General features: G+C 48.4%; 20 protein-coding genes. 6 read left to right on the forward strand and 14 right to left on the reverse strand.

What is annotated here, in order from left to right; genetic code table 11:
* Positions 1 to 48: 48 nt before the first annotated feature.
* A complete protein-coding gene (locus AR688_RS08040; RefSeq protein ID WP_068231754.1) occupies positions 49 to 612 on the forward strand; it encodes a YSC84-related protein in 564 nt (187 codons plus the stop codon).
* A gap of 38 nt (positions 613 to 650) precedes the next feature.
* Here the strand turns inward: AR688_RS08040 and AR688_RS08045 are convergent, their stop codons facing one another.
* Positions 651 to 1,865, reverse strand: coding sequence for a pyridoxal phosphate-dependent aminotransferase (locus AR688_RS08045; protein ID WP_068231757.1), 1,215 nt, complete (start codon positions 1,863 to 1,865; stop codon positions 651 to 653).
* Positions 1,866 to 2,109: 244 nt separating this feature from the next.
* Between AR688_RS08045 and AR688_RS08050 the strand changes: the two genes are divergently transcribed.
* Positions 2,110 to 2,973: a glucosaminidase domain-containing protein gene (locus tag AR688_RS08050; protein ID WP_068231762.1), complete on the forward strand. Its 864-nt coding sequence runs from the start codon at positions 2,110 to 2,112 to the stop codon at positions 2,971 to 2,973.
* A gap of 1 nt (position 2,974) precedes the next feature.
* A complete protein-coding gene (locus tag AR688_RS08055; RefSeq protein ID WP_068231763.1) occupies positions 2,975 to 3,619 on the forward strand; it encodes a DUF2987 domain-containing protein in 645 nt (214 codons plus the stop codon).
* Positions 3,620 to 3,662: 43 nt separating this feature from the next.
* Here the strand turns inward: AR688_RS08055 and ttcA are convergent, their stop codons facing one another.
* The 11 genes from ttcA to ccoN form a co-directional block, all read right to left on the reverse strand.
* The gene (ttcA, locus tag AR688_RS08060) at positions 3,663 to 4,589 is read right to left on the reverse strand and encodes a tRNA 2-thiocytidine(32) synthetase TtcA (RefSeq protein WP_068231764.1); all 927 of its coding nucleotides are present in this window, start codon (positions 4,587 to 4,589) and stop codon (positions 3,663 to 3,665) included.
* A gap of 81 nt (positions 4,590 to 4,670) precedes the next feature.
* Complete coding sequence (gene uspE, locus AR688_RS08065) at positions 4,671 to 5,603, reverse strand: universal stress protein UspE (RefSeq protein ID WP_068232103.1); 933 nt, start codon at positions 5,601 to 5,603, stop codon at positions 4,671 to 4,673.
* Between the two features lie 98 nt (positions 5,604 to 5,701).
* The gene (fnr, locus tag AR688_RS08070; RefSeq protein WP_068231767.1) at positions 5,702 to 6,415 is read right to left on the reverse strand and encodes a fumarate/nitrate reduction transcriptional regulator Fnr; all 714 of its coding nucleotides are present in this window, start codon (positions 6,413 to 6,415) and stop codon (positions 5,702 to 5,704) included.
* 37 nt (positions 6,416 to 6,452) lie between these two features.
* The gene (locus tag AR688_RS08075) at positions 6,453 to 7,127 is read right to left on the reverse strand and encodes a sulfite exporter TauE/SafE family protein (RefSeq protein ID WP_068231770.1); all 675 of its coding nucleotides are present in this window, start codon (positions 7,125 to 7,127) and stop codon (positions 6,453 to 6,455) included.
* Positions 7,124 to 7,303 carry a cbb3-type cytochrome oxidase assembly protein CcoS gene (gene ccoS, locus AR688_RS08080; RefSeq protein ID WP_068231773.1) on the reverse strand — a complete coding sequence of 60 codons (180 nt, stop codon included), beginning with the start codon at positions 7,301 to 7,303 and terminating at the stop codon, positions 7,124 to 7,126. Before ccoS ends, AR688_RS08075 begins: the two co-directional genes overlap by 4 nt.
* Positions 7,303 to 9,681, reverse strand: a complete 2,379-nt coding sequence (locus AR688_RS08085) for a heavy metal translocating P-type ATPase (RefSeq protein ID WP_068231775.1) — start codon at positions 9,679 to 9,681, stop codon at positions 7,303 to 7,305. The genes ccoS and AR688_RS08085 overlap by 1 nt, the downstream gene beginning before the upstream one ends.
* 12 nt (positions 9,682 to 9,693) lie before the next feature.
* Entirely contained in the window at positions 9,694 to 10,179 is a 486-nt protein-coding gene (locus AR688_RS08090; protein WP_068231778.1) for a FixH family protein, read from the reverse strand.
* 69 nt (positions 10,180 to 10,248) lie between these two features.
* Positions 10,249 to 11,232: a cytochrome-c oxidase, cbb3-type subunit III gene (gene ccoP, locus AR688_RS08095; RefSeq protein WP_068231783.1), complete on the reverse strand. Its 984-nt coding sequence runs from the start codon at positions 11,230 to 11,232 to the stop codon at positions 10,249 to 10,251.
* Positions 11,225 to 11,404: a cbb3-type cytochrome oxidase subunit 3 gene (locus tag AR688_RS08100; protein ID WP_068232105.1), complete on the reverse strand. Its 180-nt coding sequence runs from the start codon at positions 11,402 to 11,404 to the stop codon at positions 11,225 to 11,227. Before AR688_RS08100 ends, ccoP begins: the two co-directional genes overlap by 8 nt.
* A gap of 5 nt (positions 11,405 to 11,409) precedes the next feature.
* A complete protein-coding gene (gene ccoO / locus AR688_RS08105) occupies positions 11,410 to 12,021 on the reverse strand; it encodes a cytochrome-c oxidase, cbb3-type subunit II (RefSeq protein ID WP_068231786.1) in 612 nt (203 codons plus the stop codon).
* Between the two features lie 10 nt (positions 12,022 to 12,031).
* Complete coding sequence (gene ccoN, locus AR688_RS08110) at positions 12,032 to 13,459, reverse strand: cytochrome-c oxidase, cbb3-type subunit I (protein ID WP_068231789.1); 1,428 nt, start codon at positions 13,457 to 13,459, stop codon at positions 12,032 to 12,034.
* A 279-nt stretch (positions 13,460 to 13,738) separates the two neighbouring features.
* Between ccoN and AR688_RS08120 the strand changes: the two genes are divergently transcribed.
* Both AR688_RS08120 and AR688_RS08125 read left to right on the forward strand, forming a co-directional pair.
* Positions 13,739 to 14,128: a hypothetical protein gene (locus AR688_RS08120; RefSeq protein WP_068231793.1), complete on the forward strand. Its 390-nt coding sequence runs from the start codon at positions 13,739 to 13,741 to the stop codon at positions 14,126 to 14,128.
* 76 nt (positions 14,129 to 14,204) lie between these two features.
* Positions 14,205 to 14,399: a hypothetical protein gene (locus tag AR688_RS08125; protein WP_068231796.1), complete on the forward strand. Its 195-nt coding sequence runs from the start codon at positions 14,205 to 14,207 to the stop codon at positions 14,397 to 14,399.
* On the opposite strand, the gene AR688_RS08130 is transcribed toward AR688_RS08125, so the two are convergent.
* Positions 14,396 to 15,241: a D-hexose-6-phosphate mutarotase gene (locus tag AR688_RS08130; protein WP_068231799.1), complete on the reverse strand. Its 846-nt coding sequence runs from the start codon at positions 15,239 to 15,241 to the stop codon at positions 14,396 to 14,398. The two genes, AR688_RS08125 and AR688_RS08130, sit on opposite strands and share 4 nt — an antisense overlap.
* Before the next feature lie 95 nt (positions 15,242 to 15,336).
* On the reverse strand, positions 15,337 to 16,347 hold the full coding sequence (gene gap, locus AR688_RS08135; protein ID WP_068231801.1) for a type I glyceraldehyde-3-phosphate dehydrogenase: 1,011 nt from the start codon (positions 16,345 to 16,347) through the stop codon (positions 15,337 to 15,339).
* Positions 16,348 to 16,544: 197 nt separating this feature from the next.
* Between gap and malQ the strand changes: the two genes are divergently transcribed.
* Complete coding sequence (malQ, locus tag AR688_RS08140; protein ID WP_068231804.1) at positions 16,545 to 18,731, forward strand: 4-alpha-glucanotransferase; 2,187 nt, start codon at positions 16,545 to 16,547, stop codon at positions 18,729 to 18,731.
* Positions 18,732 to 18,783: the final 52 nt, after the last annotated feature.

Below are 18,783 nucleotides of genomic sequence, written 5' to 3' on the forward strand. Positions count from 1 at the left end.
GCATAGCAGGCTACACTCAGCCTGAACTTCTGACAGGAGCAACAAGCTATGTGGAAATATATTACAGCGGCAGTATTAGGCTCGGTACTTATGTTGCAAGGCTGCGCCGGTGGCGTAAATGCCAGTGCAACAGAGCAAAAAAATGCCATAACCCAGATGCGCAGCGACGTGCTTACCGAGTTATACCGGCAAAAGGCCAGTGCCAGAGCTGAATTACAAAGTGCACCCGGCTATGCCACCTTCAGTAACGCCAATATCAATGTCATTCTGGCCAGTTTTGGTGGTGGTTATGGTGTAGTGCGTGATAACCGCAGCGGCACTGACACTTATATGAAAATGGGTGAAGTCGGTGTGGGTTTAGGTGCCGGAGTAAAAGATTTTCGCTTAGTAATGGTGTTTCATACTGCTGAGGCGATGCAACGCTTTATTGAACAGGGCTGGGCTTTTGGTGCTCAGGCTGATGCTGCAGCAAAAGCCGGTGATAAAGGCGGTGCTGTAGGAACTGAGGCCAGTGTTGATGATGTCACTATTTATCAATTTACTGAAGCAGGTTTAGCCTTGCAGGCAACATTAAAAGGCACCAAGTTCTGGGTTGATAAAGACCTTAACTAATCAGATCAACAAGGCAGCTTGCGCTGCCTTTGTTATTGTTACTGGCTGTAGCCTGGTAAGAACTGCGCCAGTTTGCCAATGGCGGCTTCCAGTTGCTCTTTATGCGGCAAAAACACAATGCGAAAGTGATCCGGCTCTGGCCAGTTAAAGGCTCTGCCATGCACCAGCAACACTTTATGCTGGCGTAAAAAATCCAGCACAAATAACTCGTCGTCTTTAATACGAAATTTTTTACGGTCAATTCTCGGGAATAAATACATTGCGCCTTTGGGCCGCACGCAGCTGATACCGTCAATTTGTGTTACCAGCTTATGTGCCAGATCCATCTGTTCATATAAACGGCCGCCAGGCACTACCAACTGATTAATACTCTGGTATCCACCAAGGGCAGTTTGCACAGCATGCTGGCAGGGCACGTTGGCACATAACCGCATTGACGCCAGAATGTTCAGCCCCTCAATATAATAGCGGGCTAAATGTTTGGCGCCGGAGATAAACAGCCAGCCTACACGAAAACCGGCAATACGGTAATTTTTAGATAAACCGCCAAAGGTCAGCATAACCAAGTCGTCGGCCAGCGACGCCGTACTGACATGCTCTGTGCCGTCGTAAAGCACTTTATCGTATATTTCGTCGCTAAGTACTACCAGCCGGTGCTCGCGGGCTATTTTTAGCAGCTCCAGCAAAAAGGCTTTGTCGTACACTGCGCCGGTTGGGTTGTTCGGGTTGATCAGTACGATGGCCTTGGTTTTTTTACTGATTTTTTCTTTAATATCGGCCAGATCAGGATACCAGTCTTGCTGCTCGTCACAGCGGTAATGCAGTGCGTTGCCACCAGCCAGGTTAACTGCGGCGGTCCACAACGGATAATCGGGCGAGGGCACCAGCACTTCATCACCGTTATTCAGCAATGCCTGCAGCGACATTAAAATCAGCTCGGACACGCCATTGCCAATATAAACATCATCGGCATCTGCACCCAGAATGCCGCGCTGCTGATAATACTGTGCTACCGCCACCCGGGCAGGGTAAATGCCTTGCGAATCAGAATAGCCCTGTGCTGTGGGCAGGTTATGAATAACATGCTTGAGAATTTCGTCAGGTGCTTCAAAACCAAAAGGCGCAGGGTTACCTATGTTGAGTTTGAGGATGCGGTGGCCTTCCTCTTCCATGCGTTTGGCTTCCTGTGCGATAGGGCCACGGATATCGTAACAGACTCCGTCTAACTTTGATGAGCGCTCAATAGGTTTCATAACAACGACCTTAATGTCTCCGTTTTATCCGTCCAGACAGCTAAATTGCTGTGGAACACTGTTTTCACATAACTATCGCCACTTTGCAATGGCTACAGCGGCGTTTACAGAAAAAAATTAACCGCTTTAAGTTTTTAATCGTATAAAGAGCGCCGTGCAGGTAAAATGTCGCCGTCTTGTTGTAGCAAACCGGTTACTGCCATAGCAAAGGTGCTATGCAGGAAGAGTAACCTACAGGTGATAGATGTTATTGAAAAAAATCATTATTTCAGCTTTCTGGCTGTTGGTTTTTGTGGCCGTTTTAAGCCCTTTTACTGAGCTTGAACCGGTAAAACAGCTGGATTCACTGGAAGAGTGGCAAAAGCCCAGTCGTATTACGGCACTAAACCGGGCTGATCAGGAAAAAGTGCTGCAGCGTCTGGCTTACACCCAGCCATTACCTGCCTTTAAAGGCCTGCCGGATTTTAATCTGATTAATGACACTACTGAGAAAAAGCGCAGCTTTTTTAATTATTTACGTCCCTATGTTAAACGTGAAAATGCCCGTTTACGTGCGCTACGCCAGCAATTACTGGAGATTCAGGATAAAAAGCAAAAACATATGCGAATGTCTGTAGAAGAATATGCTTTTTTATACAGCCTGTATGATGAGTTTAGAATGGAAGTCGCAGAAACGGATGAAAATATGCTCGAGGAGTTACTAAGGCGGGTAGATGTGATCCCCGAAAGCCTGGTATTAATGCAGGCGGCAAACGAGTCAGCTTGGGGCACCAGCCGTTTTGCTGTAGAAGGCTATAACTTTTTTGGCCAATGGTGTTTTCGCGAAGGCTGTGGCCTGATACCACAATCACGGCTGGAAGGGCAAACCCACGAAGTGGCCAGGTTTGACAGCCCGGCAGCCAGTATTAATAGCTATTTTTATAACTTAAATGCTTTTCATACCTACGAGCCATTACGCGCTATCCGGGCCCGTTTGCGCCAGGAAGGTAAACCGGTGCGTGGTGAAACCCTTGCCGCCGGCCTTGGCGCATACTCAGAGCGCGGAGAAGAATATATTGCTGAAATCAGCGGCATGATCCGCTTTAACCGCAAACTACTGGAAGAATAATATGCGTAACCTGATGCCTTTGTTGTTGGTGTTTTGTGCCCCGGCATCTGCCGACTTATTGCTAAGCTACAACGGCTTTTACAACCGGATGAAAAAGCTGCAACAGCCTGAATATAGCGACATTACGCTGGCATTTGCCCTGACAGGCGAGCGCAGCGGCCAGGCATGTAAATACTACAGCCTGGGCCTGAAAAGCGACTTGCATGATATAAAGCTGGATATTGCCGGTAATGGTGAAATCAGTTTGCCGTATGATGAAGCGTTAAAAGACAGTAATGCCATACTTGAAGTGTTACAGGCCGATAACGCTGAACCTTGCCAGGTGCAGTTTCGTTTGCGTTCACGTATGCGGCTGGCAAATGACTTAACTTTGCCGCAACTACAGCACTATCGTAGCCAGTTTGATGTGTTGCTGGATGATATGGCCGGATTAAGCAAATACTGGTTACCGGAAGTTAGTGGCGTGATTGTTGAATTTGCTGATGACGTGGTAATGCCGCAGTTAGATGATGCTACTGCTGCAGTAACCCGCTGTCAGGCTAAGCGTTGCCTTATTGATTTTAGCCGCGGCTTGCCGTCAGATAGCCGCTGGCAGTTTAGCCAGCGGCCCAGTTATTTGTTACCGCTGATTGATAACAATCGATAGCCGTAATATTGAACTGCGTTGGGTTAACCCTGGCTGTGCAGGGTTAGCTTAAGGCGATAACCTGAACACTGTTGTCAGTGTGCGTCTCGTCTTCGTCCTCATTAACCAGCCCGACAGGAATGGTCGGTATACTGGGTTTATCAAAAGCAGTATCACGTTCTGGTAATTCAGTATCTTTGCTCAGGCCGGCAAAATCGAACAGGTTTTTGTCAACCATATGTGAGGGTACTATGTTCTGCATGGCCTGAAACATGGTTTCAATTCGCCCCGGAAAGCGTTTGTCCCAGTCTTGCAGCATTTCTTTCACCACCTGACGCTGCAAGCCATCCTGAGAGCCACACAAATTACACGGGATAATCGGAAACTGGCGCGCTACTGAGTATTTTTCAATGTCTTTTTCTTTGCAGTATGCCAGCGGCCGGATCACAATATGTTCGCCATTATCGCTAACCAGCTTAGCTGGCATAGACTTCATCTTGCCGCCATAAAACATATTTAAAAACAGCGTTTCGAGCATGTCATCACGGTGGTGGCCCAGTGCTATTTTGGTCGCACCCAGTTCTTTGGCGGTACGGTACAAAATGCCGCGGCGCAGGCGGGAGCACAGCGAGCAGGTGGTTTTACCCTCAGGGATTTTGTCTTTAACAATAGAGTAGGTATCTTCAGTGACTATTTTATAGTCAACACCGATGCCGCTCAGATATGCCGGTAACACATCTGCCGGAAAGCCTGGCTGCTTTTGATCCAGATTAACCGCAACCACAGAGAAGTTGATTGGGGCAGATTGCTGCAGGTTAAGTAAAATATCCAGCATAGTGTACGAATCTTTGCCGCCGGACAAACACACCATGATTTTGTCGCCTTCTTCAATCATATTGAAATCAGCGATGGCCTGACCAACACCACGACGCAGGCGTTTATGCAGTTTATTCAGATTATATTGAGCTTTAGCTTGCGCTGCGTGAGTCATAAACACTACTACCAGAAACAAAAATGGCGCACATTATAGCCAAAGGTGCGCCAATACCAAAGCTGTGCTGCAGGATAAAACTCAGTCTTTCTGCAACGGGCAAACAAAGTTGGCCGGTTTTACCGCCAGTACGTCACAATCCAGCCGATCTATAACGTGCTCTGCAGTGTTGCCAATAATGGCAGCCGACAGGCCGGTGCGGCCAATAGTACCAATAACCACCATTTCGGCATCCAGTTTAGTGGCTATTTGCGGTAATACATCTTCAGGCATACCTTCCAGCACATGACAGTGCTGGCTGTCGATATCAAACTGTTTGGCCAGGGCGGCTACTGCATCAGCATGATGGTGTTTCATCGTGCTGTTATATTCCTGCGGATTAAACTCGGGAATTTCTATCGCGATATTTACCGGTGTACCCGGAAAGGCATTAACCAGATGGGTGCTGGCATCAAGCATTGTTGCCATTTGCATTGCTTTGGCGATTACCCGCTGATTTAGTGATAAATGATGTTCCTGCTCACTGCCGGCATTTACCGCCGCAATAATATTACCGCCTTGCGGCCAGTCATGATCTTTAACCATCAGCACCGGGCAGGGGCATTTACGCAGTACATGCCAGTCGGTGGGGGTGAAAATCATCGATTTAAGTACGTCATGATCATGGGTGCCTTTAATCACCAGATCGTAGTTATCTTCCAGTACCGCATGCACAATGGCTTCAAAAGGGCGGCTGTGCCACACCACTTTAATAACGATATTTAATCCGGCAGCACGATGACGCTCTGTCAGTTCACTGATCCACAGCTCGCGATCTTTAATAACTGCCTGGCGCATAGACTCGCGCTCTTCGCCGGATAGCATAGTGGTCATTTCGTAGGAAAAGTCGTACACCGATAAAAAGGCGGTAAGTTTGCCACCCTGTAACCGGGTTAGCTCTATGGCCCGGTTAAGGGCTTTCTGTTGTTCTACACTGGGGTCCAGTACAACCAACACATTATTGTAAGCTGACATAAACTGCTCCACTTTGCGACTTCGCCTTTAAGTGTAGTCAAATTAGCACTGTTTGCCTGCGTTTAACTTGCGCCAGCGCAAGTTAAACGCGGTGTATTTCAGCAATGCGCTGTAAGGGCGGCCAGTTTGGATAAGGCGGGTTGGTCTTTAATACTAATCAGTTTACCGTCTACCTGAATTAACTGCTCTTTATCCAGTTTGCTCAGTAAGCGGCTAATGGTTTCTACTGTCAGCCCCAGATAATTGCCAATATCGCTGCGTGTCATGGTTAAACGAAACTCATTGGCTGAAAAACCACGGCTGGCATAACGCTGGCCCAGCTGAGATAAAAAGGTGGCTAGTTTTTGCTCAGCGGTTTTGCGGTTTAACAACAGCATCATTTGCTGATCAGCCTGAATATCTTCACTCATCAGGCGCATTATTTGCTGGCGTAAGCGAGGCAATTGATCGAGTAAGGTTTCCAGGTTTGGCAGTGGAATTTCGCATACCATCGCGGTTTCCAGTGTTTCCGCATAGCTGGGGTGCAGCTGTTTACTTAAACCGTCAAAGCCTACAATATCGCCGGGCAGATGAAAACCGGTAATTTGCTGCTCGCCCTGATCGGTCAGGGTAAAGGTTTTAAACGAACCGGTACGAATGGCATACAGGCATTTTTGTGCCTGGCCGGCTTCAAACAGCATATCTCCTTTATGCATCGGTTTTTTACGCTGAATAATGTCATCCAGCCGGGTTAGCTCGTTTTCGTTCAAACTAAAGGGTAAACATAGCTGGCTGAAACCACAGTCCTGACAGTTAATAGCAGAGCGTTGCATAGCGGTATCCTTGCCTTTTATAGATAATAGTAACAGCTTAAAAAACCATACGTTTTATAGCAAGCCATATCGTATAGCTGCCGTAAATAGCCAGCATGGCCGCAGCGGTATATCGCACAGCCGTGTGGCTTTTCAACTTGCTCATTAGTTGTGCGGCGCTGCCGGTTAATAAGATGGCCGGCAAAGTGCCCAGGCCAAATGCCAGCATCAATGCTGCACCGGCAGAAGCACTGCCACTGGCCAGGCTCCAGCCTAAGGCACTGTACACCAGACCGCAAGGCAATGCGCCCCAGCACAGGCCATAAGCATAGGCTTTGGTTAATGAGTCTAGTGGCAAAAAGCGGCGCGACACCGGCTGTACATACTGCCATAGAGTCTGGCCGGCTTTTTCCAGCAGCAGTAAACCAAACCATAACCGGCTGATATACAACGCCATCATAATCAGTAAAATACCGGCTACTAAGCGCAGCCAAAGCATTGAAGCACCAGCCAGCTGCATCGCACTGACTCCGGCATAGCCGACAATAGCGCCAAACACCGCATAGGTTGTTAGCCGGCCCGCGCTTAATGTCAGTTGCAGAAATAATTTTTTAGTCGAGCTTTGTGCCGGCATCGCCAGTTGCAAGGCACCAACAATGCCACCGCACATTACCAGGCAATGGCCGCTACCCAAAAAGCCTATTAATAATGCGGCAAGCAGATCGTTGCTCATGGGGCAGGAGGGTCTTGTTTATCTTTATTGGCGGCTGTTTTTTCATCAAACAGTATGCTGAAACCTTCTTTATCCAGATCCTCAAACTGTTTGCTGCGAACTGCCCAGAAAAACACTGCCAGGCCAATCAATACAAACAAAATAGCAATCGGGATTAGTACATAAATAACACTCATTATTTAAGCAGCCTTAATGAATTTGATACCACCAGCAACGAGCTGAACGACATGCCAATAACAGCGATGTAAGGTGAAACAAAACCGGCAACCGCCAGTGGAATAATGATCAGGTTGTAGCCAACTGACCAGGCCAGATTCTGCCTGATGCCACGTTGTGCTGCTTTGCTGCCCTGCAACAGTGCAGCAATTAAGCCAATGTCATGTTGTAACAATACCACATCAGCCTGATTTTTTGATAAGTCTGTCCCCGATTGCATCGCCACTGATACATGTGCAGCATGGAAGCTTGGGCTGTCATTTATGCCATCACCGAGCATTAATACTTTATGCCCGGCGCTAACCAAGGCTGTTATTTCAGCTACTTTTTGCTCGGGAGAGCAGCCTTTGACCATCTGCTCAAAACCAAGTTGTTGCCGCAGTATGTCTGCCTGTTCTGAACTGTCGCCGGTCAGCATCAGCAGCTTGTAACCTTGTTGTTGCAACTGACTTATCAGTGCCGGCACTTCCTGGCGTACAGCATCATGCAGGCTAACTGCGGCAATAAGCTGGTTATCAGCACTTAGATATACCATGGCATTAGCCTGAGGGGCTACAGCACAAAAGGCTGCACTACCTACTTTTATGGTTACTGTATTAACTTGTGCGCTGATGCCGCTGCCAACAACAATATTAACCTGTTCAAGCGGTAGTTTATTTGTCAGCTTATCGGCAAAAGCGCGGCCTATAGGATGTTCGGAATATATTTCAAGGTTTGCTATCAGGTTCAGAGCCTGCGCTTCGCTGTAGTCGCGGTTAAACAGCATAATGTCTGATATCGAAAACCGCCCTTCGGTCAGGGTACCGGTTTTATCAAACACAATGTGGGTCAGCTCAGGCAGTACATCCAGCACCTGTGCATTTTTGATTAAGATGCCGCTACGGTTAAGCTTTGCCAATGCACAGGTAATGGCCGTAGGTGTAGCAAGGCTTAGCGCACAGGGGCAGGTTGCCACCAGTACTGATAGCGTTACCCAAAACGCGCGATCGGCATCAAGCCAGAAGTACCAAAGCACAAAAGTCGCGGCGGCAATAATAAGCAGGCGCTCAACAAAGTATTTTGCCAGCCGGTCAGTACGTTGCAATACTGCGGGCTTTTGGCTTAGCGTGCGCTGTTGCAACGCAATAATCTGCCCCAGCCGGGATGATGCTAAAGGTTGGCTGACATCCACCTTAAGCAAGCCGTCATGGTTAATACTGCCGGCCATTACCAGGCTGCCGATGTTTTTACTTACCGGCGCATATTCACCGGTCAGCATTGATTCATCAGCTGAGCTTTGGCCGCTGATAATTTGGCCGTCTGCTGCTATGGTTTCGCCCGGCTTTATCAAAATGCAGTCACCGCTTTGCAATCTTCTGGCTGATACGGCTTGCTGTTCGCCGTCTTTTAACAGCGTAGCGGTTACCGGCATGATTTTCAGCAAGTTGCTGGTAGCATCGCGCGCGCGTGAACGGGCGCGGTATTCAAAAAACTTACCCAGCTGCAGCAAAAAGGTAAACATACAAACCGATTCAAAATACACTTCGCCGGTGTTAAATGCTGTGGCATAGGCGGAAGCAAAAAAGGTGTAGTAAATAGCCAGGCTAACCGGCACATCCATATTCATTTGCTGGGCTTTGATACTGCGCCAGGCGCTACTGACAAAAGGTAGGGCAGCATAAAGCACAACTGGCAGAGTTAGCAGCAGGCTTATCCAGCGCATATACCCCTGATGCGACGCGTCTATGCCGGTATATTCGCCAAAATACAGGGCTACGGCCAGCATCATTACCTGCATGGTCATAATGCCCGATACAGCCAGCCGTTTTAGGTAGCGGCTAAGTTCAAGCTTAAATACCTGCTCTTCCTGATCCGCAATAAAAGGGCTGGCCTGATAGCCAATACCGGCGAGGCTCTTCAAAATACCGCTAAGTGGTGTGGCATCAGCGCGCCACAGCAGATGGCAGCGCTGGGTGGTGGAATTGACATTAACCTGATGCACGGCCGGTAACTGGCGCAGCTGTTTTTCAATTAACCAGGCACAGGCGGCACAGCTCATACCGCTTATTGACAGCTCCAGCTCAGTCAGCTCGCCTTGCCGGGTGCTGATATCTTCCAGCACCTGCGGCGCGTCAAAACTGCTAAGCTCAACTGCAAGCTCTTTAGGTATAGCGTTAGCGCGGCTGGCAGGTTCAGTACGAAAGCGGTAGTAGTCGGCTAAATTGCTGCTAATGATAGTATCGGCGACCGCCAGGCAGCCGGCACAGCAAAAATGGCGCTGCTTAGCATCAAACTCAAGTTGAAATGAGGTGCCAGATGGCACAGGTTCATGGCAATGAAAGCAATAGACTGCACTCACTTATTCGCCCTGTCAGTAACCAAGCTTAATTTCGGTTTGCGCAGGCAATTCCAGTGTGGCCCGAAGCTTCCACTCTCTGGATGCATCAGATACCACTAATTGCCACTTTCCTGTTGGTGTAACAGGTAATTTGGCAATATAAACCAGCTCACCGCTGCGCTCGGCATCCAGCGCAAAATCACGTTCGGCCAGAGTAGGGTGGTAAAAATCTAAATGTATCGCGCCATCCAGCACGGTGTTTTCAGCAAAATGCACTACAGCCGTATCGCCGGCAATTAATACTTTTGCATTAAGGTTACGCAGCGCTGCCTCACGGTATTTTGCCAGTTGCATATTAATAGCCCGGCCTTCTTTGTAGTAGTCGTCTACCACCAGATCAGGGGTATGCTGCTGCATTATATATACGGTGTGCACGGCTTTTAATGCTGTGGCAACAGGAATAGCAATTAAAATCCACGGCCACAGCTGCTTATACCAGGGTTTTGTATCTTGCTGCATAACTTTCCTTAACACTAATAACAATAAGCCCCGAATCGGGGCTTATAAGTACAGAACAGCGAAACAAGCTTATTGCTGCTCTGCAGGTTTTTCCGGATGAGCTAAACGGTATACGTAGGCAGTAAGAATATGTACTTTATCTTCGCCTAAAGTTTGCTTAAAGGCTGGCATCACACCATTGCGACCTTTAGTCAGCGTCTCTTCTACCGCACGGGCTGATCCGCCGTATAACCAGATATTGTCTGTCAGGTTCGGCGCACCGAATGGCAGATTGTGCGCCAGACTACCTTTACCATCCGGGCCATGACAGGCAGCACACAAGGCAAATTTAGTTTTACCGGCTTCAGCGTCACGTTCATTTACCGAGCGGCCTGACAAGCTAAGCACATAAGCTGTCATTTCTTTAATGCCTTGCTCGCCCAGCGCATCAAACCAGCCTGGCATTGCCGCTTTACGGCCATGTAGCAGAGTTTCTTTGATTTTGTCCGGGGTGCCGCCGTATAACCAGTCGTTGTCAGTCAGGTTAGGGAAGCCGTGCTGGCCACGGGCGTCAGAGCCGTGACACAATGAACAGTTTTGCAAAAATAACCGCTGGCCGATTTTGATGGCGTCATCGTCGTAAGCCAGATCTAACACATCACGTTTGGCAAACTGCTGGAATACCGGGCCATAAACTTCGTCAGCCCGCACCATTTCGCGGTCCAGCTCAACGTTACGGCCTTCTTCTACTGCTTTTGTTACAGCTAATTGCGACTCTTCCAGCGATTTAATACCCTGGTTTGAGCTGGTCCAGCCTAAAAAGCCTTTCCAGTTACCCAGACCCGGATACGCTGCCAGATAAAACACTGACCATACCAGCGTCAGAATGAACATATAGGTCCACCAGCGCGGTAACGGGTTGTTTATTTCTTCAATACCGTCTACTTCATGGCCGGTAGTTTCGTCTTCAGGTACACCGACATAATTTTTCAGGTTCCAGGTCAGCAGTATCGCACAGCCGATCAGCACCGGAAGGGTTAACACTATGATCCAAGCACTCCAAAAGCTACTCATGATCCGACTCCTGTTTGGTTTTTTGTTGTGCTTTTTGTTCGTCTTCAAACACCAGGTTGGCAGCCTGATCGAAATCAGTTTTGCGTTTCTTGCTGTATGCCCAGATCACGAAGGCAATAAAGGCGACAAACAAAATGACGGTAAAAATACTGTGTATCGTTGCGTATTCCATGGGCATTACTTCAGGTGCGTGCCAAGCGACTGCAGATAAGCTATCAGCGCTTGCATTTCAGTTTTACCCTGCACAGCCGCCGCTGCGCCGGCGATATCTTCATCGCTGTATGGCACACCATAGCGCTGTAATACCTGCATTTTTTTAGCTGTATATTTACCATCCAGCACATTTTTATCTAACCATGGAAAAGCTGGCATATTAGATTGTGGCACCACTGAGCGTGGGTCCATTAAATGGGCGTGATGCCAGTCGTCACTGTAGCGCTCGCCTACGCGGGCCAGATCAGGGCCGGTACGTTTAGAACCCCACAGGAACGGGTGATCCCATACGCTTTCACCGGCAACAGAGTAGTGGCCATAGCGTTCAACTTCTGCCCGAAAAGGGCGGATCATCTGGCTATGACAACCGACACAACCTTCGCGGACATAGATATCACGGCCTTCCAGCTGCAGCGCAGTGTAAGGTGTCATACCGTCAACCGGTTGCGTGGTTTCGTCCAGAAAAAACAGCGGTGTAATCAGTACCAGAGTGCCGAAACTGATGGCAACAATCGTTAATATTGCTAACAGGCCAACACTTCTTTCAATTTTGTCATGATGATTCTTGTTTGACATGATTTACCTCTTACGCTGCCGCTGGCACAGGTTGTAATGTTTCATCTTTAGCGCGCACTGTTTTATAAACGTTGTACGCCATCAGCAACATACCCGCTACTACAAACACACCACCGATAAAACGCATCAGGTAGAAAGGTTTAGACGCCTCTAAGCTTTGCACAAAGCTGTAAGTCAGGGTGCCGTCAGTGTTAACTGCACGCCACATCATGCCCTGGGTAATACCGGAGATCCACATCGCCACGATGTACAGCACCACACCGATAGTGTGTAGCCAGAAGTGGGTGTTAATCAGCGAAATACTGTACATCCGGCCCTGGTTATACAGCACAGGGATCAGGTGATAAATCGCGCCGATAGAAATCATCGCAACCCAGCCTAAGGCACCAGAGTGCACGTGGCCGATAGTCCAGTCAGTGTAATGCGACAGTGCATTTACTGATTTGATTGCCATCATCGGGCCTTCGAAGGTAGACATACCATAGAACGACAGAGAAACAATTAAGAACCGCAGAATAGGGTCGGTTTTCAGCTTATGCCAGGCACCTGACAACGTCATAATACCGTTAATCATGCCGCCCCAGCTTGGCACGAATAACACAACGGACATCACCATACCCAAAGACTGAGTCCAGTCTGGCAGGGCAGTGTAGTGTAAATGGTGTGGGCCGGCCCAGATATACAGTGCAATCAGCGCCCAGAAATGCACGATAGATAAGCGGTATGAATACACCGGCCGACCTGCCTGCTTAGGTACAAAGTAGTACATCATACCCAGGAAACCAGCCGTTAACAGAAAGCCAACCGCATTATGGCCGTACCACCACTGGATCATGGCATCCACAGCACCGGCGTATATTGAGTAAGATTTAAACGCGCTTACCGGCATGGCCATACTGTTTACAATGTGCAGTGCCGCAACCGTAAGGATAAAGCCGCCTAAAAACCAGTTAGCGACATAGATATGGCTGGTTTTGCGCTTAACTAAAGTGCCGAAGAACACGATAGCGTAAGATACCCATACCAGAGTGATCAGAATATCAATTGGCCATTCCAACTCAGCGTATTCCTTGCTGCTGGTTAAGCCCATTGGCAGGGTAATGATGGCCGAGACAATAACAGCCTGCCAGCCCCAGAAAGTAAACATGGCCAGTTTTTCTGCAAATAACCGCACCTGACAAGTACGCTGTACTATGTAATAGCTGGTAGCGAACAGGGCGCTGGTACCAAAAGCGAAGATTACCGCATTGGTATGTAAAGGACGAAGACGACTATAAGTCAACCAAGGAGTGTCAAAGTTTAATGCTGGCCAATAGAGTTGCGCCGCAATTAACACGCCCACCGCCATGCCTACAATCCCCCAAAGAACGGTGGTTAAGGCAAAGAGGCGGACAACGCTATAGTTGTAGTCAACATTTAACGATTTTGTCTGGCTCATGTTGAGTTCCGCTGCAGTTTATACTGGTTACTGATACAGGCTGTTTGCGCAGCCATTCTTGTTATAGGCAGGTTTAACATCCAGTATTTGCAATGTTTAACCCTACCAATTTGGGGCTGCATCTTAAGGGTTTTACCCCAAAAAAGATAGGTAAAGCAGCCCGTTTTATGATTTAGAACAAAGTCGCTGCTCATTAAGTAACCAAGTGTAGCTGCTGTTTGAGGCATTTCATCAAAACAGCGTACAATATGGCAACCCTGAGCATTTATCTGGCTAGTTATGCGTGTATTTTATCTTTTTTTACTGTTGTTATGCTGCCTCTGCGCCTGCAAGCCGCCTGATAAAGTACCCGGCTCATCGCTTACACTATTAAATGACAGCACAATACAGCTTGAGCTAAGCCCGGGGCATGCGCCGGTTGAAACGCCGCTGCTACTGCAGCTGACCGCCGCTGATGTGTTTAGTGTCAGCGGCGAGCTAACCGGCGTATCCATGTATATGGGAAAAGTGCCGCTGCGGTTCAGTCAGCACCAGGGAATGTGGCAGGCCGAATTTTTGCTCGGAGCCTGCAGCGATCCGGATATGTTGTGGCAACTGCAACTGGAAGTTCAGTTTGCCGATGGAAAAAAACGTATCTTAAAACAACAGCTTCAATCAAGTTGGCGTTAGAGAGCAAATTTATCGCTTGAGGTTTGCTTAAAAAATCGCCACTATCAGGCGGCAAAATTAAGTTGGAGTAAAGAATATGACCAGCGAGTTTGTGCGCAATATACACTTGGCGACAGCCCAGAGTTTGAAAGAAAAGGGTGCTGATTTATATGGTATTATCGAGCATTTTGAGAATGTTTTTATGCCAATGGATGAAGTGCCGGAACTGCTGGGGCAGCTTGGCTACCCGCAGCAGGATTTGAAACAGTTCTTAAAAAATCTGCACTATTAACTGCACTGCAGTTTTTGTGTTAGCTCAAGTGTAAATGCGCTATTCAGTTGCAGGTGGGCCGTTTCAACACAAATAAACTGCTGATAGCTGTCGTCAGGCAAGTCTTTGGTTTGGATGCTTTTTTGCTGCCAAGGATTCCATACTACCGTAGCATCCTGTCCTTGCTGACTAACTAAGATAGCTGTTTGGGTACCTCCAATCTTAAGCTCATCACCTGTTAATGGATAAATCCGATCTACCTCCATGCTAAATTGCGCTTTGTCAGTGTGTGTTTGCACGGTTTCGCCGGTCAGTTTATCAATATAAGCCAGTGGTAAAGACGCAACATCAGTCTGTCCGATATTATCCACGGCAAAGTAGCTATGCAGTGCGGCTTGTTGCAACATAGACGTGCTGCACTGCAAAGTCATGCTAAGGGTATCAGAGAGTGTTAGTTTGAATTCAACTGTGACTTCACCTTTATAAAACGGTAAATCGTTTACTGTAACAGCCAGCGTCAGGCTGACGCCTTGTTCTGTTTCAGTTTGTCCGGTTAACTGCCAAAGCCGGGTTCTTACCACACCGTGGTTCGGTAATGACTGCTGCTGTGGGTTTAGCCGGGCATCGACCGGGCCAAACCAGGGCCAGCATACCGGCACACCGCCACGAATGGGTATTTCGTTATGCCACTGTGCCAGTGGCGACAGCCATAAGATGTCTTTACCCGGTATTGGCTGATAAGACAGCACCTGAGCGCCGTATAAAGAAATCACGGCAGAAGCTTCGCCAAATTGTAATCTAATGCAGGGCAGATCAGTTAAATGGCCAAAACCGGTTTGCAGGTTAATTGCGGTATTTAGCATGGTATCCTCGACGTTGTTGCCAGTGAGTGGGGCAGCAAAAAGCAGCTATAAACAAAACAGCCAGCATAAAGCTGGCTGTTTGCGTATGCAACGCTTTAAGCGTGCTTCATAAACTCAACGGTGTTATCCAGCATACGGTTGCTAAAGCCCCATTCGTTATCGTACCAGCTCATCACTTTTACTAAGCGGCCATTAACGCGGGTTTCAGTCGCATCAAAAATAGATGATTTCGGATTGTGGTTAAAATCAACCGATACCAGCGGTAAGTCGTTTACGGCCAGTACTTCAGCCATAGTGCCGGATGCTGCAGCTTTACGGATAATATCGTTAACTTCGTCAATAGAAGTATTACGACCGGCAATAAAGGTTAAATCTACCAGCGACACATTAAGGGTAGGAACCCGCACGGCTAAGCCATCAAACTTGCCTACCAGCTCAGGTACCACTAAACCAACAGCAGCGGCAGCGCCGGTTTTAGTTGGGATCATCGACATAGCAGCAGCACGGGCACGGCGTACATCTGTGTGATACACATCGCTTAAGCGCTGATCGTTGGTGTAAGCATGGATAGTGGTCATCAGGCCGGATTCAATACCCAGCGCATCGTTTAACGGCTTGGCAATCGGCGCTAAGCAGTTAGTGGTGCACGACGCGTTGGAAATAATGTTCATTTGCGGCGTTAAAATCTGATGGTTTACGCCATACACTATAGTGGCATCAACATCTTTAGCCGGAGCTGAAATGATAACTTTTTTCGCGCCGGCTTCTAAGTGCGCACCTGCCGTTTTACGGTCGGTAAACAGGCCGGTACACTCCAGCACTACGTCTACATTAAGTTGTTTCCACGGTAAGTTAGCCGGGTTGCGCTCGCTTAATGTCAGGATCTCGTCCTGATTAACATAAATAGCTTTGTCGTTGTGCTCAACATTGGCAGCAAAAATGCCGTGCGCAGTGTCATACTTCAGCAGGTGAGCATTAATAGCGGCATCGCCTAAATCATTAATGGCAACCACTTTAATATCGTAATTTTTGCTGCTTTCATACAAAGCGCGCAGCACGTTGCGGCCAATGCGGCCAAAGCCGTTAATCGCGACACGAATAGTCATATTAACCCCGTTAGATAGATGTTCTGAAATGAGACAAACAAGTTGTGTAGTAAAATTACATTATTTAGTGGATTTTTCAAGTTTAAAACGGGGGTAAAGCGTTTTTTCTGTAATTTAATGACATAAATGAACAATGACTTTAACAGCAATGCCGCCTAGAATGAGCGGTAGCCAACTGACTAGACTAAGGATTTCTCATGGACGCCACCTTACAGGCTGAACTGATTGCATTTTGTGGCATTGAAACCGATTTTAATGATGCCTGGGGAAATCCCAGCATGGTAACGCAGCAGCATCAACTGCAACTGTTGGCCGCACAAGGCTTTGACATTGAAGATGACGAAACAGCCCGCCTGCAATTACTTGAACGGCAACTGGATTTCTGGCTACAGCCACTGCAGGCCGTATCGGTGCAGCGTGTTGATGAACCTTTACAACTGTTGCTGCAGGTAACGCTTGAGCAAGCCAATATGGAGCTTGCGTTTACCCTGACGACAGAAGATGGCGCTAAGCAGGTATTTAACCTGACACCGGTAGAAGGTGAGCTGGTGCAGGTCGTGGTGCTGGATGAGGTGGAATACCATCAGTATCAGCATCTGCTGCCACAACAACTGACGGCGGGCTATCATCAGCTTAGCCTTAACGACACTGCCTTTACCCAAAAGCTGATCATTACACCGGGGCAGTGTTTTGTGCCGCAAAACTTTAACAGCCAAAAGCAATGGGGCATAGCGTTACAGCTATATGGCCTGCGCTCAGAGCGCAACTGGGGGATTGGCGATTTTACCGATCTTAGCAATACCGTTAACTATCTGGCTGGTGTTGGCGCCGATTTTATTGGCCTTAACCCTATTCATGCGCTGTATCCGGCGATGCCGGAAAGTGCCAGCCCGTATAGCCCGTCGTCACGGCGCTGGCTTAATGTCAGCTATATCGATGTTACGGCAATGCCGGGCTTTAGCTTGTGTGCCCGCACGCAAAGCCTGGTAAGTGCACCGGCTTTTGTGCAGCAGCTTACGCAGCAGCGCAGCAAGAATTTTGTTGATTACAGCGGTGTAATGCAGTTAAAGCTGCCGGTAATGAAAAGCCTGTATCAATGGTTTGCCGAGCAAAAAGGTAATAATAACAAAGCGCTGACTAAAGCTTTTAAGCAGTTTAAAACCGATGGCGGTGCCAGCTTACAGCAACTGGCACTATATGACGCCTTGCATGCATATTTGTATCAGCAAGACAGCATGCACTGGGGTTGGCCAAACTGGCCGGAAGAATACCGCGATCCGCAATCGGACGCTGTGCAGGCGTTTGCCGTTAAACATCAGGCTGAACTGGATTTTTACTGTTACTTGCAGTTTATGGCCCAGCAGCAACTGGCACAAGCACAACAAGTAGCAAAGGATGCGGGTATGTTGCTGGGGCTGTACCGTGATTTAGCGGTAGGTGTCAGTGAAGCCTCAACCGAGATTTGGGGCAACCCGGATTTATACTGCCGCGATGCCAGTGTGGGAGCGCCGCCGGATCCGCTGGGGCCTGCCGGGCAAAACTGGGGCTTGCCGCCGATGTATCCGTATCAGCTGTATAAACAGGGCTATCAACCGATGATTGATCTGCTGCGTGCCAATATGCAGCATGCCGGTGCACTGCGTATCGACCATGTTATGGCACTGCTGCGTTTATGGTGGGTGCCCAAAACAGCCGAAAACGCCGGTGGTGGCGCTTATGTGTATTACCCGATCATGGACTTACTCGGTATACTGGCGCTGGAAAGCCAGCGTAACCAGGCGGTGATTATCGGTGAAGATTTAGGTACCGTGCCTGACGGTATCCGCGAGTTATTGGCACAGTACAATGTGTATTCTTACCGGGTGTTCTTTTTTGAAACCGCAGCCGATGGCGGCTATATCTCGCCAAAGCATTACCCGGTGCAGGCCATGGCCACGCTGACAACCCATGATTTACCTACGTTAATTGGTTTTTGGCATTGCGAAGATTTACGTCTGGGTAAAGAGTTGGGCCTGTATAAAGATAAAGCCCAGTTCCAGGACCTGTATGCACAGCGCCATGCCAATAAACAGCGTATTCTTGATTCATTACACGGCCACCAAAGCTTACCCGGTGATTACAGCCGCAGCGCCGAGAACCTCGGTATGGATCAAACGCTGAACTACGCCATGCAGCGGCATCTGGCGGCGACATCCAGCCAGCTATTATGTTTACAACTGGAAGATGCATTGCAAATGACACAGCCGGTAAATATTCCCGGTACCAGCAACGAATACCCGAACTGGCGGCGTAAGCTGTCTGAGCCGATAGAGCAGTGGAGCCAGAACCACGATATCAGGCAGTTGTTTACAGAGATCAGCAAGCAGCGTAAAGCTGCAAACTAAGCTTTGGCGTAAAAAGCCATAGCCTTTGTGGCTGTGGCTGTTAAGGTAGAGA

Origin of the sequence: Rheinheimera sp. EpRS3, from assembly GCF_001513785.1 — a bacterium.
Taxonomy (GTDB): domain Bacteria; phylum Pseudomonadota; class Gammaproteobacteria; order Enterobacterales; family Alteromonadaceae; genus Alishewanella.